Source organism: Pseudomonas sp. SWRI179 (assembly GCF_014268705.1).
Taxonomy (GTDB): Bacteria; Pseudomonadota; Gammaproteobacteria; order Pseudomonadales; family Pseudomonadaceae; genus Aquipseudomonas; species Aquipseudomonas zanjanensis.
Genome location: NZ_JABWRA010000035.1, coordinates 57699 through 72643, shown reverse-complemented (window position 1 = coordinate 72643; position 14945 = coordinate 57699). Strand labels below are relative to the sequence as shown.

At 59.7% G+C, this 14945-nt stretch carries 14 protein-coding genes; 10 read left to right on the top strand and 4 right to left on the bottom strand.

The annotated features are described in order from the left end of the window. Positions 1–162 precede the first annotated feature (162 nt). Both HU767_RS19605 and HU767_RS19600 read right to left on the bottom strand, forming a co-directional pair. Positions 163–1383, bottom strand: a complete 1221-nt coding sequence (locus HU767_RS19605; RefSeq protein WP_186730263.1) for a CaiB/BaiF CoA-transferase family protein — start codon at positions 1381–1383, stop codon at positions 163–165. A gap of 13 nt (positions 1384–1396) precedes the next feature. Next, positions 1397–2578 carry an acyl-CoA dehydrogenase gene (locus HU767_RS19600; RefSeq protein WP_014335919.1) on the bottom strand — a complete coding sequence of 394 codons (1182 nt, stop codon included), beginning with the start codon at positions 2576–2578 and terminating at the stop codon, positions 1397–1399. A 156-nt stretch (positions 2579–2734) separates the two neighbouring features. Between HU767_RS19600 and HU767_RS19595 the strand changes: the two genes are divergently transcribed. The 10 genes from HU767_RS19595 (at position 2735) to HU767_RS19550 (ending at position 12570) form a co-directional block, all read left to right on the top strand. Then, positions 2735–3631, top strand: coding sequence for a LysR family transcriptional regulator (locus HU767_RS19595; RefSeq protein WP_186730262.1), 897 nt, complete (start codon positions 2735–2737; stop codon positions 3629–3631). A 434-nt stretch (positions 3632–4065) separates the two neighbouring features. Beyond that, the gene (locus HU767_RS19590) at positions 4066–5187 is read left to right on the top strand and encodes a Re/Si-specific NAD(P)(+) transhydrogenase subunit alpha (RefSeq protein WP_186708188.1); all 1122 of its coding nucleotides are present in this window, start codon (positions 4066–4068) and stop codon (positions 5185–5187) included. A gap of 15 nt (positions 5188–5202) precedes the next feature. Beyond that, entirely contained in the window at positions 5203–5526 is a 324-nt protein-coding gene (locus HU767_RS19585; RefSeq protein WP_003187010.1) for an NAD(P) transhydrogenase subunit alpha, read from the top strand. After that, on the top strand, positions 5526–6962 hold the full coding sequence (locus HU767_RS19580) for an NAD(P)(+) transhydrogenase (Re/Si-specific) subunit beta (RefSeq protein ID WP_186708190.1): 1437 nt from the start codon (positions 5526–5528) through the stop codon (positions 6960–6962). The genes HU767_RS19585 and HU767_RS19580 overlap by 1 nt, the downstream gene beginning before the upstream one ends. A gap of 201 nt (positions 6963–7163) precedes the next feature. Next, a complete protein-coding gene (locus HU767_RS19575) occupies positions 7164–8657 on the top strand; it encodes an acetyl-CoA hydrolase/transferase family protein (RefSeq protein WP_186730261.1) in 1494 nt (497 codons plus the stop codon). Between the two features lie 319 nt (positions 8658–8976). Further along, positions 8977–9192, top strand: a complete 216-nt coding sequence (locus tag HU767_RS19570; protein ID WP_003187014.1) for a DUF1127 domain-containing protein — start codon at positions 8977–8979, stop codon at positions 9190–9192. 339 nt (positions 9193–9531) lie between these two features. Next, positions 9532–9849: a DUF2388 domain-containing protein gene (locus tag HU767_RS19565; protein WP_186708194.1), complete on the top strand. Its 318-nt coding sequence runs from the start codon at positions 9532–9534 to the stop codon at positions 9847–9849. A gap of 106 nt (positions 9850–9955) precedes the next feature. Beyond that, positions 9956–10264, top strand: a complete 309-nt coding sequence (locus HU767_RS19560) for a DUF2388 domain-containing protein (protein WP_186708196.1) — start codon at positions 9956–9958, stop codon at positions 10262–10264. A 27-nt stretch (positions 10265–10291) separates the two neighbouring features. Beyond that, the gene (locus tag HU767_RS19555) at positions 10292–10612 is read left to right on the top strand and encodes a DUF2388 domain-containing protein (RefSeq protein ID WP_186730260.1); all 321 of its coding nucleotides are present in this window, start codon (positions 10292–10294) and stop codon (positions 10610–10612) included. Further along, the gene (locus HU767_RS19550; protein ID WP_186730259.1) at positions 10609–12570 is read left to right on the top strand and encodes a DUF4105 domain-containing protein; all 1962 of its coding nucleotides are present in this window, start codon (positions 10609–10611) and stop codon (positions 12568–12570) included. Before HU767_RS19555 ends, HU767_RS19550 begins: the two co-directional genes overlap by 4 nt. A gap of 226 nt (positions 12571–12796) precedes the next feature. Here HU767_RS19550 and trpA read toward each other — a convergent pair whose 3' ends face one another. Then, positions 12797–13609, bottom strand: a complete 813-nt coding sequence (trpA, locus tag HU767_RS19545) for a tryptophan synthase subunit alpha (RefSeq protein ID WP_186708202.1) — start codon at positions 13607–13609, stop codon at positions 12797–12799. Beyond that, on the bottom strand, positions 13609–14841 hold the full coding sequence (trpB, locus tag HU767_RS19540) for a tryptophan synthase subunit beta (RefSeq protein WP_072411224.1): 1233 nt from the start codon (positions 14839–14841) through the stop codon (positions 13609–13611). Before trpB ends, trpA begins: the two co-directional genes overlap by 1 nt. Between the last annotated feature and the right edge of the window lie 104 nt (positions 14842–14945).

Sequence of the window (14945 nt, the reverse complement as noted above, 5' to 3'; positions counted from 1 at the left end):
CTCATTGAATCTCAAGGAGTTTTCCGTTTCGACTGCGCCGGAAGTGGGGCGAATTATAGACTTCCAGAATCTGCCGTCAACCCTTAATTTCGCTTTTCTATCAATAAGTTGCGCAGCACCGGAAATCGCCCTTTAAAAACCCCTCTATATAGAAGAGAACGCTCAAAGAACCCCAGCCTCCCTGAATGCCGCCACTGCCGCTTCATCCAACCCCAACACTCGCTGCAATACCTCCAGCGTATGCTCCCCTAATAAAGGGGGCGCATTGCGATACTCCACCGGCGTCTCGGACAGTCGAATCGGGCTGGCCACCTGCGGCACGCTACCGGCCAATAGATGAGGCAATTCCATTGCCAATCCACGCGCTTGCACCTGAGGGTCGGCAAACACTTGGGCAAGGTCGTTGATTGGCCCGCACGGTACACCTGCCTGCTCCAACTGGACCACCCACTCAGCGGTGGTCTTGAACACCGTGGCCTGGCGGATCAACGGAATCAACACCGCACGGTTTGCGACCCGCAGCTTGTTCGTGGCAAAACGCGGATCATCAGCCCACTGCGGCTGCCCGGCCACCTCAGCGAACTTGCGGAACTGGCCGTCATTACCCACAGTAAGGATGAAGTCGCCGTCAGCCGTAGGAAAATCCTGATAAGGCACGATGTTCGGATGAGCATTGCCCAGCCGCTTCGGCGCATTGCCTGTAGTCAGGTAGTTCATCGCCTGGTTAGCCAGGCAAGCCACTTGGACATCCAGCAAGGCCATGTCGATGTACTGCCCTGCGCCGGCATGATCCCGATGAGCCAGCGCCGCCAAAATGGCAGCCGTCGAGTACAACCCCGTGAGGATATCCGTCAGCGCAACCCCCACCTTCACCGGCCCCGCGCCCTCATCCCCCTCTGGGCGGCCGGTCAGGCTCATCAAGCCCCCCAGCCCCTGGATCATGAAGTCATACCCGGCGCGCTTGGCATAAGGGCCGGTCTGTCCGAACCCGGTGATCGAGCAGTAGATCAATTGCGGATTGATCGCCTTCAGCGAGTCATAGTCCAGGCCATACACGGCCAGGCCGCCCACCTTGAAATTCTCGATCAGGATATCGGACTTGGCAGCCAGCTCCCGCACCAGCCGCTGACCCTCTGGCCGCGTAAAATCGATGGTCACCGACTGCTTGTTGCGATTGGCCGACAGATAATAGGCAGCTTCGGTCGTGTTCTCACCTCTGGCATCCTTCAGGAAGGGCGGCCCCCAGGCGCGCGTATCGTCACCATTGCCGGGACGCTCGACCTTGATGACGTCAGCCCCCAGGTCCGCCAGGATCTGCCCAGCCCAAGGCCCGGCCAAGACCCTCGATAAATCCAATACCCGCAGATGCGAAAGCGCGCCCATGACCGTTCTCCTATTAATAGAACGCCTGGATACCGGTTTGCGCACGCCCCAGGATCAGCGCATGAACGTCGTGCGTGCCTTCGTAGGTATTCACGACTTCCAGGTTTACGAGATGACGAGCAATACCAAATTCATCGGAAATACCGTTGCCGCCCAGCATGTCCCGCGCCATCCGAGCAATATCCAACGACTTGCCGCAGGAGTTGCGCTTCATGATCGAGGTAATCTCGACTGCCGCCGTGCCCTCATCTTTCATACGCCCCAAACGCAGGCACCCCTGCAGCGCAAGCGTGATTTCAGTTTGCATGTCGGCCAGTTTCTTTTGGATCAACTGATTGGCCGCGAGCGGACGACCGAACTGCTGGCGATCCAGCGTGTATTGGCGAGCGGTGTGCCAGCAGAATTCAGCGGCTCCCAAAGCGCCCCAGGAGATCCCGTAGCGCGCGGAGTTCAGACAAGTAAACGGGCCCTTCAGGCCACGGACATCGGGGAAAATGTTCTCTTCCGGGACGAATACATTGTCCATGACGATTTCGCCGGTGATTGAAGCGCGCAGCCCGACTTTGCCATGGATAGCCGGTGCGCTCAGCCCCTTCCAGCCTTTTTCAAGAACGAAACCGCGGATATCGCCAGCATCGTCCTTGCCCCAGACGACAAAGACATCAGCGATCGGACTGTTGGTGATCCACATCTTGCTGCCCGTCAGGCTGTAGCCACCTTCCACTTTGCGCGCACGAGTAATCATCGCGCCTGGGTCGGAACCATGGTTCGGCTCGGTCAGACCAAAGCAGCCGATCCACTCGCCAGACGCCAGCTTCGGCAAATACTTCTGCTTTTGTGCCTCAGTCCCGAATTCATTGATCGGCACCATGACCAGCGAGGACTGCACGCTCATCATCGAGCGATAGCCGGAATCGACGCGCTCCACTTCACGTGCGATCAGGCCGTAGCTGACGTAGTTCAGCCCGCTGCCGCCGTACTGCTCAGGAATGGTTGCCCCCAGCAGGCCCACTTCACCCATCTCGCGAAAAATCGCCGGGTCGGTTTTCTCATGGCGGAACGCCTCCAGCACTCGCGGTGCCAGTTTCTGCTGGGCGAACTGCTCGGCAGTGTCGCGAATCATGCGTTCTTCTTCGGTGAGCTGCTGATCCAGCAACAATGGATCGATCCAGTTGAAGCTCGCTTTGCCGGCCATGAAAGAGTCCTCGCCAATTAAATGAAAATCGTGGATTGATCCTAGGCGCGGTTTCCTACAAGGGCAAACGAGGATTACGCACTATGCTGTGCTAATTTCTCACTCCGTAAACGCCATAAACCCTGTTTAAGCAGTTATTGAGTGAGGCTTACGTACATGCGCCGCAAAATCCCCAGTACCGCCGCCCTGGTCAGTTTCGAGGCTGCCGCACGCCATGAAAGCTTCACCAAGGCGGCACAGGAGCTTTCCCTCACGCAAGGCGCTATCTGCCGACAGATCGCCAGCCTGGAGGATTTCCTCAGCGTCGAGCTTTTCCGACGCTCGCGCCGTGGGGTCAAACTGACCGAAGCGGGTCTTTCCTACAGCCGCCGGGTTGCCACCCAACTGGATGCCGTCGAGCGCGACACACTTTCCGTGATGGGGCACACCGGCGCGAACGTGATTGAACTGGCCGTGGTTCCGACCTTCGGCACCCAATGGCTGCTGCCACGTCTCAAGGACTTCCAACAGCAGCATCCGGAAGTCACCGTCAACCTGACCAACCGCACGCGCCCCTTTCTCTTTGCGGACACGGAGTTTGACGCCGCCATCTACTTTGGCGACGCGGACTGGTCCGGTACCGAATCCCACAAGCTGATGGGCGAAAATCCGATGCCGGTATGCAGCCCTGCCTTACTGGGTGACCGGAAGAGCCTGACACCGGAGGCCATTGCCGATTTGCCCTTGCTCCAGCAGACCACTCGCCCGTATGCGTGGCGCCAGTGGTTCAACGCTCAGAACCTGAACATCGCACGAGACCTGACAGGCCCTCGTTATGAACTATTCTCCATGCTCGCCCAAGCGGCCATGCACGACATGGGCGTTGCGCTGATTCCGCCCTTTTTGATTCAGCGCGAGCTTGCAGAGCAACGTTTGGTCGTGGCCAACCGTAACGCACTGTCGAGCATCAAGGCCTACTACCTGATGATTCCAGAGCGAAAGGTCGAATCTGCCTCTCTTCGAGCTTTTCGTGATTGGCTGGTGAAACAAGCCACGAGCTATCACCTTGATTAATAAGGGAAAGCAAAAATCCTACTTAGGTAGTCAACTAACAAAAGTCGCTACAGATATAAGTTTATGTCGCATTCAGTCAATCTGTTATGAAACCCGTGCAGTAGTCTCCAAAGCGTCTAAATACATGGCTTAGAGCCATATCGCGCAGCGCATCAGCGCTTATTCATCTGGCCGATGGGAAAAATTGTCAATTTGAACCTAAATCCTTGGAAAGCACGGCCCACAAGGGCTGCCGATCGATAATTGCGACATTCGGTCACAGGGTGACTTGTAGTTAATTTTCCGTCACCCGTCATAATCCCTTGAAGGGCTGAATTTTCGCCTGCAAAATGCCGCGCCCCGCCTGGTTTGGCGGGATCGTGCTGATCGGCCGCCCCAGCCGCACCATCCGAAGTGCCTGGGTTTACTCAATAAGATCACGCAGGAGATTTGACGTGCACATTGGTGTTCCCCTCGAAACCCAAACGGGTGAAACACGGGTTGCTGCTACCCCGGAAACCATCAAGAAGTTGATCGGCCAAGGCCATAAAGTCACTGTCCAAAGCGGCGCCGGTATCAAGGCCAGCGTTATCGACAGTGCCTATGAGGCAGCGGGCGCAACCATTGGCAGCGCCAGTGATGCATTCGGGGCCGAGCTGATCCTCAAGGTGGTCGCTCCCAGCGACAGCGAACTGACGCTGATCAAGAGCGGCACCGTTCTGGTGGGCATGCTCAATCCGTTCAACAACGAAACCATCGCCAAGCTGGCCGAACGCGGCATTACCGCTTTCGCCCTTGAGGCCGCGCCACGTACGTCCCGCGCCCAGAGCCTGGATGTGCTGTCGTCTCAAGCGAACATTGCCGGCTACAAAGCGGTGCTGCTGGCCGCTCATTACTATCCGCGCTTCATGCCGATGCTGATGACGGCAGCGGGCACCGTAAAAGCGGCGCGGGTACTGATTCTCGGTGCCGGCGTGGCCGGGTTGCAGGCGATTGCCACGGCCAAGCGCCTGGGCGCCGTGATCGAGGCTTCGGATGTGCGCCCGGCGGTGAAGGAGCAAATCGAATCCCTCGGCGCCAAGTTCGTCGACGTGCCTTACGAGACCGACGAAGAGCGTGAATGCGCGGTCGGCGTCGGCGGTTATGCCCGGCCCATGCCGGCCAGCTGGATGCAACGCCAGGCCCAGGCGGTGCATGAGCGCGCCAAGCAGGCCGACATCGTCATCACCACCGCATTGATTCCGGGCCGCAAGGCACCGACCTTGCTGAGTGCTGAAACCGTCGCGCAGATGAAACCCGGCTCGGTGGTCATCGACCTCGCGGCAGCCCAGGGTGGCAACTGTCCGCTGACCGTGGCTGATCAGGTGGTGATCGAGAACGGCGTCACCATCGCCGGCCCGACCAACCTGGCCGGTGAAGTCGCGGCCGATGCTTCGGCGCTGTACGCCCGTAACCTGCTGGACTTCCTGAAGCTGGTCTTCACCAAGGAAGGTCAGTTCGACGTGAACCTGGAAGACGACATTGTCGCCGCGTGCCTGATGTGCCGCGACGGCCAAGTCATCCGCAAAAACGCCTAAGCAGGGATTCAGACAATGGAAGAGCTTATCTCCCCCGGTATCTACAACCTGATCATCTTTGTGCTGGCAATTTATGTCGGTTATCACGTGGTCTGGAACGTAACGCCCGCGCTGCACACGCCATTGATGGCGGTGACCAACGCCATTTCGGCGATCGTGATCGTCGGCGCCATGCTCGCTGCAGCGCTGACCGTAACACCTCTGGGCAAGACCATGGGCACCCTCGCCGTGGCCCTGGCCGCGGTGAACGTGTTCGGTGGCTTCCTGGTGACGCGCCGCATGCTTGAGATGTTCAAGAAAAAAGCCCCGAAAGCCGTAAAAGAAGAGGCGCCCAAGTAATGAGCATGAACCTGGTAACGACGCTCTACCTGATCGCGTCCATCTGCTTCATCCAGGCCCTCAAAGGCCTGTCGCACCCCACCACCTCCCGCCGCGGCAACCTGTTCGGCATGCTCGGGATGGCGTTGGCGGTGCTCACCACCGTGGGTCTCATCTATAAACTAGGTGCCGAGTTGGCAACCGCCGGCATTGGCTACGTCATCGTCGGCCTGTTGGTCGGCGGTACTGCTGGCTCGATCATGGCCAAGCGCGTCGAGATGACCAAGATGCCGGAGCTGGTGGCATTCATGCACAGCATGATCGGCCTGGCGGCGGTGTTCATTGCCATCGCGGCGGTCGTCGAGCCGCAATCGCTGGGCATCGTCAAGCAGTTGGGGGATTCGATTCCGGCGGGTAACCGTCTGGAGCTGTTCCTCGGCGCCGCCATCGGTGCAATCACCTTCTCCGGCTCGGTGATCGCGTTCGGCAAGCTCTCGGGCAAGTACAAGTTCCGCCTGTTCCAGGGCGCACCGGTACAGTTTGGTGGCCAGCACAAGCTCAACCTGATCCTGGGCCTGGCAACGCTGGGCCTGGGCCTGACCTTCATGTTTACCGGCAACCTCGGCGCGTTCGCCCTGATGCTGGCCCTGGCGTTTGTCCTGGGCGTGCTGATCATCATCCCGATCGGCGGCGCGGACATGCCGGTGGTGGTCTCGATGCTCAACAGCTATTCCGGTTGGGCCGCCGCCGGTATCGGCTTCTCGCTGAACAACTCGATGCTGATCATTGCCGGTTCGTTGGTGGGTTCAAGCGGTGCGATTCTCTCGTACATCATGTGCAAGGCGATGAACCGTTCGTTCTTCAACGTGCTGCTCGGCGGTTTCGGCAACACCGCGGATGCTGCTGGCCCGGCAGGCTCGAAGGAGGCCCGTCCAGTGAAATCCGGCTCGGCTGACGACGCAACCTTCCTGCTGACCAACGCCGACACGGTGATCATCGTTCCAGGCTACGGCCTGGCGGTGGCCCGGGCGCAACACGCACTGAAAGAGCTGACCGAGAAGCTGACCCACCACGGCGTGACCGTGAAATACGCGATCCACCCGGTGGCCGGTCGCATGCCAGGGCACATGAACGTCCTGCTGGCCGAGGCCGAAGTGCCTTACGACCAGGTGTTCGAGATGGAGGATATCAACTCCGAGTTCGGCCAGGCGGACGTGGTGCTGGTACTGGGCGCCAACGACGTGGTCAACCCGGCGGCGAAGAACGATCCGAAATCGCCGATTGCCGGCATGCCGATCCTCGAAGCCTTCAAGGCGAAGACCATCATTGTCAACAAGCGCTCCATGGCCAGCGGCTATGCCGGCCTGGACAACGAGCTGTTCTACCTCGACAAGACCATGATGGTGTTCGGTGACGCCAAGAAGGTCATCGAGGATATGGTCAAAGCCGTGGAATAACCCCATCGCTGTTTCACTCAAAAACGCCCCGACTTGTCGGGGCGTTTTGATTTGTATCAAGGCAAAATATTACCGATCCGGTAATGATGTTTTGCCTGAAACGCCCGTAATAGACGCCTAAAATGCGACCTTTGTAGCGGGTCGGGCACAGCGCTAATTCACTAGACTGCGCATCTTGCCTTCCAGCCCGAGATAACCCCTATGTACCGTGATCGCATCCGCCTGCCTTCGTTATTGAACAAAGTGATGAGCGCTGCCGAAGCTGCCTTGTTGATTCAGGACGGCATGACTGTCGGCATGAGCGGTTTTACCCGCGCTGGAGAAGCGAAAGCAGTGCCCCACGCCCTGGCTGAGCGCGCCAAGGTCACGCCGTTGAAAATCAGCCTGATGACCGGCGCGAGCCTGGGCAACGACCTCGACAAGGAGCTCACCGAAGCCGGTGTACTTGCACGACGCATGCCGTTCCAGGTCGACAGCACGCTGCGCAAGGCGATCAACGCGGGCGAGGTGATGTTCATCGACCAGCATCTCTCGGAAACCGTCGAACAACTGCGCAACGGCCAGCTCAAGCTGCCCGATATTGCCGTGATCGAAGCAGTAGCCATCACCGAGCAAGGGCATATCGTACCGACCACGTCGGTGGGTAACTCGGCCAGTTTTGCCATCTTCGCCCGGCAAGTGATCATCGAGATCAACCTGGCCCACAACCCGAACCTGGAAGGGCTGCACGACATTTATATCCCGACCTATCGCCCTACCCGCACGCCGATTCCCCTGGTGAAAGTCGACGACCGCATTGGCAGTCCCGCGATCCCGATCCCGTCGGAAAAAATTGCTGCCATTGTCATTACCAACCAGGGGGACTCGCCTTCGACCGTCGCGCCACCCGACAGCGACACCCAGGCCATTGCCGATCACCTGATCGACTTCTTCAAGCAGGAAGTCGCGGCTGGACGCATGACCAATAAGCTCGGGCCGTTGCAGGCCGGAATTGGCAACATCGCCAACGCCGTGATGTGCGGACTGATCGATTCCCCGTTCGAAGACCTGACCATGTATTCCGAGGTCCTGCAGGATTCGACATTTGACTTGATCGACGCCGGCAAGCTGAGTTTCGCCTCCGGCAGCTCGATCACCCTGTCGGGTCGACGCAATGCCGACGTCTTCGGGAACCTGGAGAAGTACAAGGACAGACTGGTCCTGCGCCCCCAGGAAATTTCCAACCATCCCGAAGTGGTGCGCCGCCTGGGCATCATTGGTATCAACACCGCGCTGGAGTTCGACCTGTACGGCAACGTCAACTCCACCCATGTCTGCGGCACGCGGATGATGAACGGCATCGGCGGTTCGGGGGACTTCGCCCGTAACGCCCACCTGGCGATCTTCGTTACCAAGTCGATTGCCAAGGGCGGCGCCATTTCCAGTGTCGTGCCAATGGTCAGCCATGTAGACCATACCGAACATGACGTTGACATCCTGGTGACCGAGATCGGCCTGGCCGACCTGCGGGGCCTGGCGCCGAGGGAGCGGGCACGCGTGATCATCGACAATTGCGTGCACCCTTCCTATCGCCAGGCCTTGAATGACTATTTCGACGCCGCGTGCGCCTTGGGCGGGCATACCCCGCATATCCTGCGCGATGCACTGAGTTGGCACCTGAACCTAGAAGAAACCGGGCGCATGTTGGCCGTCTGATACAACTGGATCACCGTTATCGCAAATACAGTTTTGGTCGCGGCCTGCCATTCGCTTCTCTAGTGACAAAAACTGTACTGCTGTACCGGTGTTTTCTTACAGTCTTTTCTCTCAAAACAGCTAGCAATGTATAAAATTGCACCAATAACGTGCAGACAGGTACAGTTGCTTCAATATCGACCAGTACACCGCTCTTTAACAGTTAACTGGTCTCTCACAATACAGGTGAACTGTATCTAGAGAGACTGGCCAAACGAGAGGATCATGGGCACCAGTTAAACCACTACCTAATCCCGCCACAAGCGGAAGGATGTCAACCATGGAACGTACACTCAGTTCCGAGCTGTTTTTCGAAGACAAAGCTGAAAAAAACCAGGCTTCCCTGCCTCTTCGCGTTATCGCCAACCTGATGTTGTGGCAGCGCCGCATCGCCAGCCGTCACCAACTGGCTCGTCTGGATTCGCGCCTGCTGGCTGATGCCGGTATCAGCGAAGCACAACGCTACGAAGAGCTGAGCAAGCCGTTCTGGCGCTAACTCAGCGTCGCTGGCCCTGACCCACCGGGTCCACTGCCAGCACCGAATTGAACAAACAAGACCCGTCGCGGGTAACCGCGACGGGTCTTGTCGTTTCCGGGCCCCAATTTTTAGGGATGTCCGGAGGTAAATAACAGTTTCCATAAAAACAAAAACATACCAGTACAGTTATGCTTGAACCGTAACAACTCCATGCAAGCGTCCTACAGTGACTCGCAAGGGCTGTCAGCCAACGCGTTCCTGTCCTAATATCGAGGCGAACGTGGCGAAGCGAGTCGAACATGCGTCTCCTCTTCCAGCTACACGCACCGGCATCACCCTCATTCAAGGAGTTTCATCATGATCCGTCTTCGCCTGCTCAGCGCAGCTGCTCTCCTGGCCGTAGCCGCCCATTCCAACGCCAGCAGCTTCATTGTGACCACTGACTCCCTCGTCGGAGCGCTCAAAGCCACGTCCGACGTGACTTCCGATGCAACCTCGTCATTGCGTGACAACAAAATCGTTCAAGCCGCCCGTGACGACGCTGCCAGCTTCGTAGCCAGCGAAGGCGCCATCCGTGGTGTGAAACTGGAAAGTGCCCTGGATTACATCCGCCAACAGGCACCGCAACTCAACGCCACCGATGCGCAGCTGGCCCAGGCCATCCTGGTGATCTGATGCAACATGAAACATCGGGCGCCAATTGGTGTTCCGATGTTTCAGCACTGGCTCTGGCCCGCAGGTTTGCGCTAGCCTTCAGGCTCGCCATCAACCGTCGAGTCCCATGCGTTTTTACTCAGATCTGTTCATCGCGTCTTTCTTCGTCGTTTCTTGCTGGTCCGTGCCGGCCCATGCCTTCGATGTGTCTACCCAGCAAGTGGTGGTCAGCGGCTATGCCACGAGCATGGTGACCTCCGCGCCCTTCGACCATAAACTGATCGTCGCCGCTCGTGATGACGCTGCGGCCTTCATTGCCAGCGACGGGCAGTTGCGAGGTGCACAACTGGAATCGGCCCTGGACTACCTGCGCCGGACCCAGCCAAAACTTCATGCCAGCGACCTTGAACTGGCACAAGCAATTCTCGTCCAATAGTTATCCTTATTTTTCCGGAGTCGTTCCATGCGTAGCCCGCTGATTGCTGCCGCCCTCGGCCTGTTGGTTTTGGCCAATGCGGCCCAGGCACAAACCCTGGTAGCCACCAGTAACATCATCGTTCGCGCCTCCCAGCGCACGATCGATTTCACCTCCGACACCACCACGTCCATCCGTGATTCGAAAATCGTCCGCGAAGCCCATGACGATGCGGCCAGTTTTGTCGCCAGCAATGGTGAAATTCGTGGTGCTCATCTCGAGGCCGCCTTCGACACCTTGCGCACCCGCGTGCCGGAAGCCCGGGATGCCAGTGACCAGGTTCTCGCCGAAGCCATCCTCGCATTGTGAGGCGGTTCGCCGCCTGGATGGCGGCCGGGGTCTTGCTGCTCACCGCCAGCATGGCCCAGGCCGGCCTGCAACTGCACCTCAACGTCGAAGGACTGAGCCCGGCGCAACAGCAGGCCAGCCAGGCGCTGCTCGATGAAGCCATGCAGGCCCTGCCGCCGCGCTTCATCGAGCGACTGGACCGACGCATCAATGTCGGCTGGACCGACCAGATGCCCGCCAATGCCTACGGCCAGGCCTCGTTGGTGTCGCAACTGGACCTCAACAGCAACCTGCTCGACAGCCTTGTCGACGGCAGCGCCGCGACGCAAAAGACCCAGCGCCCCCACGGCACCGTCCGCCGGGAAATGCTCGCCACGGTCTTGCATGAACTGACCCACATCTACGACCGCTCGCGTCTATGGCCAGACGCCGAACGCACGCTGATCCAGCGTTGCACTCGACGCAACGGCAGCGCCGGGCTGATCGGCCTCCCCGATGAATGCCGGGGCCAGAACGACCGCCGCTTCACCCTCAGCGATGATCCGCGCTTGCTGGACCTCGCCGGCTGGCCGCAATACGTCGGCCGTCGCGGCGCGCGGGAACAGCACAACCGCCAGGTCGCCCGCAGCCCGGACCTCTATGAAACGAGCAGCCCCAAGGAGTTCGTCGCGGTCAACATGGAGTACTTTCTCCTCGACCCGAGCTACGCCTGCCGACGCCCGGCCCTGTATCGCTATTATCGGGAACACTTCGGCTGGGCGCCTGCCGCCAAGGCTACCTGCGCCCAATCGTTCGCCTTCCTCAACGCCGGGAACGACTTCGCCAAGACGCCCCTGGGCAAGGTCGATCCAGAGCGGGTCTATGCCATTGATTACCTGCTGGCCGAGGCCAATCAGAACTGGGTAAGCCGTTGGGGCCACAGCATGCTCCGGCTGGTGATCTGCGCACCGGGCCGGCCACGCGGTCCAGACTGCCGGCTGGATCTGGACCAACACTTGGTGCTGTCCTACCGCGCCTTCGTGGGCGATGTGCAATTGTCGAGTTGGGACGGGCTGGTCGGCAAATACCCCTCGCGCCTGTTCATATTGCCGTTGGCCCAGGTGATCGATGAATACACCAAGACCGAGCTACGCAGCCTGGCATCGGTGCCGCTGAACCTGTCGCGCACCGAAATCGAGGAAACGGTCGAGCACGCCGCCGAAATGCACTGGAGCTATGACGGCAACTATTACTTCCTGTCCAATAACTGCGCCGTGGAGAGCCTGAAACTGCTGCGCAGCGGCAGCAACAACAAGCAGCTCAACGGCCTGGATAGCATCATGCCCAACGGCCTGCTGGAAGTGCTCAAGGGTCGGGGCCTGGCAGATACCAGCGTGTTGGATGACCCCAAGGAAGCCTTGCGCCTGGGCTACCACTTCGACTCATTCCGCGAGCGGTACCAGGCCATGTTCGATGTGCTGAAGAAGTATCTGCCAATCAAGCAACAGACGGTGGAAGACTGGCTGGCCCTGGACGCCGCCGAACGCCGCGTCTGGTTCGACCAGGCGGACCTGCGCACCAGCGCGGCGTTGTTGCTGCTGGAGCAGGCCAGTTATCGTCGGCAGTTGTTGTTGGCGCAGGATGAAGTCAAACAGCGCTACCTCGGAGCCCGTGAGTTGCAGAACGGTGGTATGGAAAGGGCTAACGCGACGCTGCAGCAGATCCTCGCCAATAGCGGTTTCCTCAGCCGCCCGGCCGAACTGCTGGGCAGCAGCGGCTACGGCTTGCCGCAACCCAGCGAGTGGCAACGCCTGGAATCGGAAAGTAGTTTGCGGCAGAAACAACTGCAAACGCTGACAGGCGACTTGGACAAGGAGGTCCGGGCCTTGCTCGAACCGAGCCGCGCGGCTGAAATTGCTGCAAGCGAGGCCAATGTGAAGGAGATCGGCGAGCATTTGCGCGAGCTGCACAAGGCCGGGGGCGGGTTGGAGTTGCCCTGACGAACAGGGTCGTCATTGTGGCGAGGGAGCTTGCTCCCGCTCGGCTGCGAAGCAATCGTAAACCAGCCAATGCGCCCTCTCTGAAAAAATTGCATGAACCTGTTTGGGGCCGCTTCGCGACCCAGCGGGAGCAAGCTCCCTCGCCACAAGGGCAGTCCTGGTGCAAAAAAAGGGGTTCAGAACCAAGTTCTGAACCCCTTTTTTTGGCTCAGCGCCGAACCAGGAATCAGCCCAGACGCGCCTTGCGTACACCATCAGCCAGGGCCGCGCACAAGCTCAACACGCCATCGATCGCCTGTTCCGATGTGTCGGCGCTGGCGATATGGTCGATCAGCGCCGAGCCGACCACCACCCCGTCGGCCAGCCGTGCGATGGCCGCCGCCTGCTCCGGTGTACGAATACCAAAACCAATGCTGATGGGCAGATCGGTATGGCGGCGCAGGCGCGCCACGGCTTCTTCCACATGCTCCAGCGTCGCGGCGCCAGCACCGGTCACGCCCGCGACCGACACGTAGTACACAAAGCCCGAACTGCCGTTGAGGACCGTCGGCAACCGCACATCGTCAGTGGTCGGCGTGGTCAGGCGGATGAAATCCAGGCCAGCAGCCTGGGCCGGTTCGCACAGTTCGCTGTTGTGCTCGGGCGGCATGTCCACGACGATCAGGCCATCCACGCCAGCGTCCAGCGCCTCGCCAATGAAACGCTGCACGCCATAACGGTGGATCGGGTTGAAGTAGCCCATCAACACCAGCGGTGTCTCAGTGTTGTCTTTGCGGAACTCACGAACCATCTGCAGGGTTTTCGCAAGATTCTGCTGGGCCCCCAGGGCGCGAATGTTCGCCAACTGGATCGCCGGGCCGTCAGCCATCGGGTCGGTGAACGGCATGCCCAACTCGATCACGTCGGCACCCGCCGCCGGCAGGCCCTTGAGGATCGCCAGCGACGTGTCGTAGTCCGGGTCGCCCGCCGTGACGAAAGTCACCAGGGCGGCGCGGTTCTGTTCCTTGAGTTCAGCAAAACGGGTTTGCAGGCGGCTCATCAGTGTTTCTCCTGCTGGGACTGTTCCATGTGGTGCATCACGGTTTGCATGTCTTTGTCGCCACGACCAGACAGGTTGACCACCATCAGGTGATCTTTCGGCAGGTTGGGTGCGCGTTTGAACACTTCGGCCAGGGCATGGGCGCTTTCCAGTGCAGGAATGATGCCTTCCAGGCGACAGCATTTGTGGAAGGCTTCGAGGGCTTCGGCGTCAGTGACCGAGGTGTACTGGACGCGGCCAATGTCGTGCAACCAGGCATGTTCCGGGCCGATACCGGGGTAGTCGAGCCCCGCGGAAATCGAATGGGCGTCGATGATCTGGCCGTCGTCGTCCTGCAACAGGAAGGTGCGGTTGCCGTGCAGTACGCCGGGGACGCCGCCGTTCAGGCTCGCCGCGTGCTTACCGGTCTCGATGCCATAGCCTGCGGCTTCGACGCCGATGATCTCGACACTCTTGTCGTCCAGGAACGGGTGGAACAGGCCCATGGCGTTGGAGCCGCCACCGATGCATGCCACCAGGCTATCCGGCAGGCGACCTTCCTGGGCTTGCAGCTGATCGCGGGTTTCCTTGCCGATCACCGCTTGGAAGTCACGCACCATCGCAGGATAAGGATGCGGGCCCGCCACGGTGCCGATCAGGTAGAACGTGCTGTCGACGTTGGTGACCCAGTCGCGCAGGGCCTCGTTCATGGCGTCCTTCAGGGTGCCGGTGCCGGCGACCACCGGAATGACTTCCGCCCCGAGCAGCTTCATGCGGAACACGTTGGCCTGCTGGCGCTCGATGTCGGTGGTGCCCATGTAGATCACGCAATCCAGGCCGAAACGCGCGGCCACGGTGGCGGTGGCCACGCCGTGCATACCCGCGCCGGTCTCGGCGATGATGCGTTTCTTGCCCATGCGCCGCGCCAGCAGGATCTGGCCGATGCAGTTGTTGATCTTGTGCGCGCCGGTGTGGTTCAGCTCTTCACGCTTGAGGTAGATCTTGGCGCCACCGCAGTATTCGGTCAGGCGCTCGGCGAAGTAGAGCGGGCTCGGACGACCGACATAGTCACGCTGGAAGTAGGCCAATTCCTCGATGAAGGCCGGATCTTCCTTCGCCACTTCGTACTCACGGGCCAGATCAAGGATCAGCGGCATCAAGGTCTCGGCCACATAACGGCCGCCGAATGCGCCGAACAGGCCGTTGGCATCAGGGCCGCTGCGCAGGTTGAAAGAGGTCGTAGGCTGGGTCATCGGGCGCTCCAGGCAAATGCGTTGAAAGACAATGAGGTTCACTCTACCCCTGACATCCTTCAGTGAAAACCGATAAGATCGCCGCAACCTGTCAGGAAAACTCA

Coding starts and splice junctions, on each gene's coding strand:
- HU767_RS19560 (WP_186708196.1), top strand. CDS start 9,956: ATGCGTTTTTACTCAGATCTGTTCATCGCGTCTTTCTTCGTCGTTTCT.
- HU767_RS19580 (WP_186708190.1), top strand. CDS start 5,526: ATGAGCATGAACCTGGTAACGACGCTCTACCTGATCGCGTCCATCTGC.
- HU767_RS19565 (WP_186708194.1), top strand. CDS start 9,532: ATGATCCGTCTTCGCCTGCTCAGCGCAGCTGCTCTCCTGGCCGTAGCC.
- trpA (WP_186708202.1), bottom strand. CDS start 13,609: ATGAGCCGCCTGCAAACCCGTTTTGCTGAACTCAAGGAACAGAACCGC.
- HU767_RS19595 (WP_186730262.1), top strand. CDS start 2,735: ATGCGCCGCAAAATCCCCAGTACCGCCGCCCTGGTCAGTTTCGAGGCT.
- HU767_RS19600 (WP_014335919.1), bottom strand. CDS start 2,578: ATGGCCGGCAAAGCGAGCTTCAACTGGATCGATCCATTGTTGCTGGAT.
- trpB (WP_072411224.1), bottom strand. CDS start 14,841: ATGACCCAGCCTACGACCTCTTTCAACCTGCGCAGCGGCCCTGATGCC.
- HU767_RS19605 (WP_186730263.1), bottom strand. CDS start 1,383: ATGGGCGCGCTTTCGCATCTGCGGGTATTGGATTTATCGAGGGTCTTG.
- HU767_RS19575 (WP_186730261.1), top strand. CDS start 7,164: ATGTACCGTGATCGCATCCGCCTGCCTTCGTTATTGAACAAAGTGATG.
- HU767_RS19555 (WP_186730260.1), top strand. CDS start 10,292: ATGCGTAGCCCGCTGATTGCTGCCGCCCTCGGCCTGTTGGTTTTGGCC.
- HU767_RS19570 (WP_003187014.1), top strand. CDS start 8,977: ATGGAACGTACACTCAGTTCCGAGCTGTTTTTCGAAGACAAAGCTGAA.
- HU767_RS19585 (WP_003187010.1), top strand. CDS start 5,203: ATGGAAGAGCTTATCTCCCCCGGTATCTACAACCTGATCATCTTTGTG.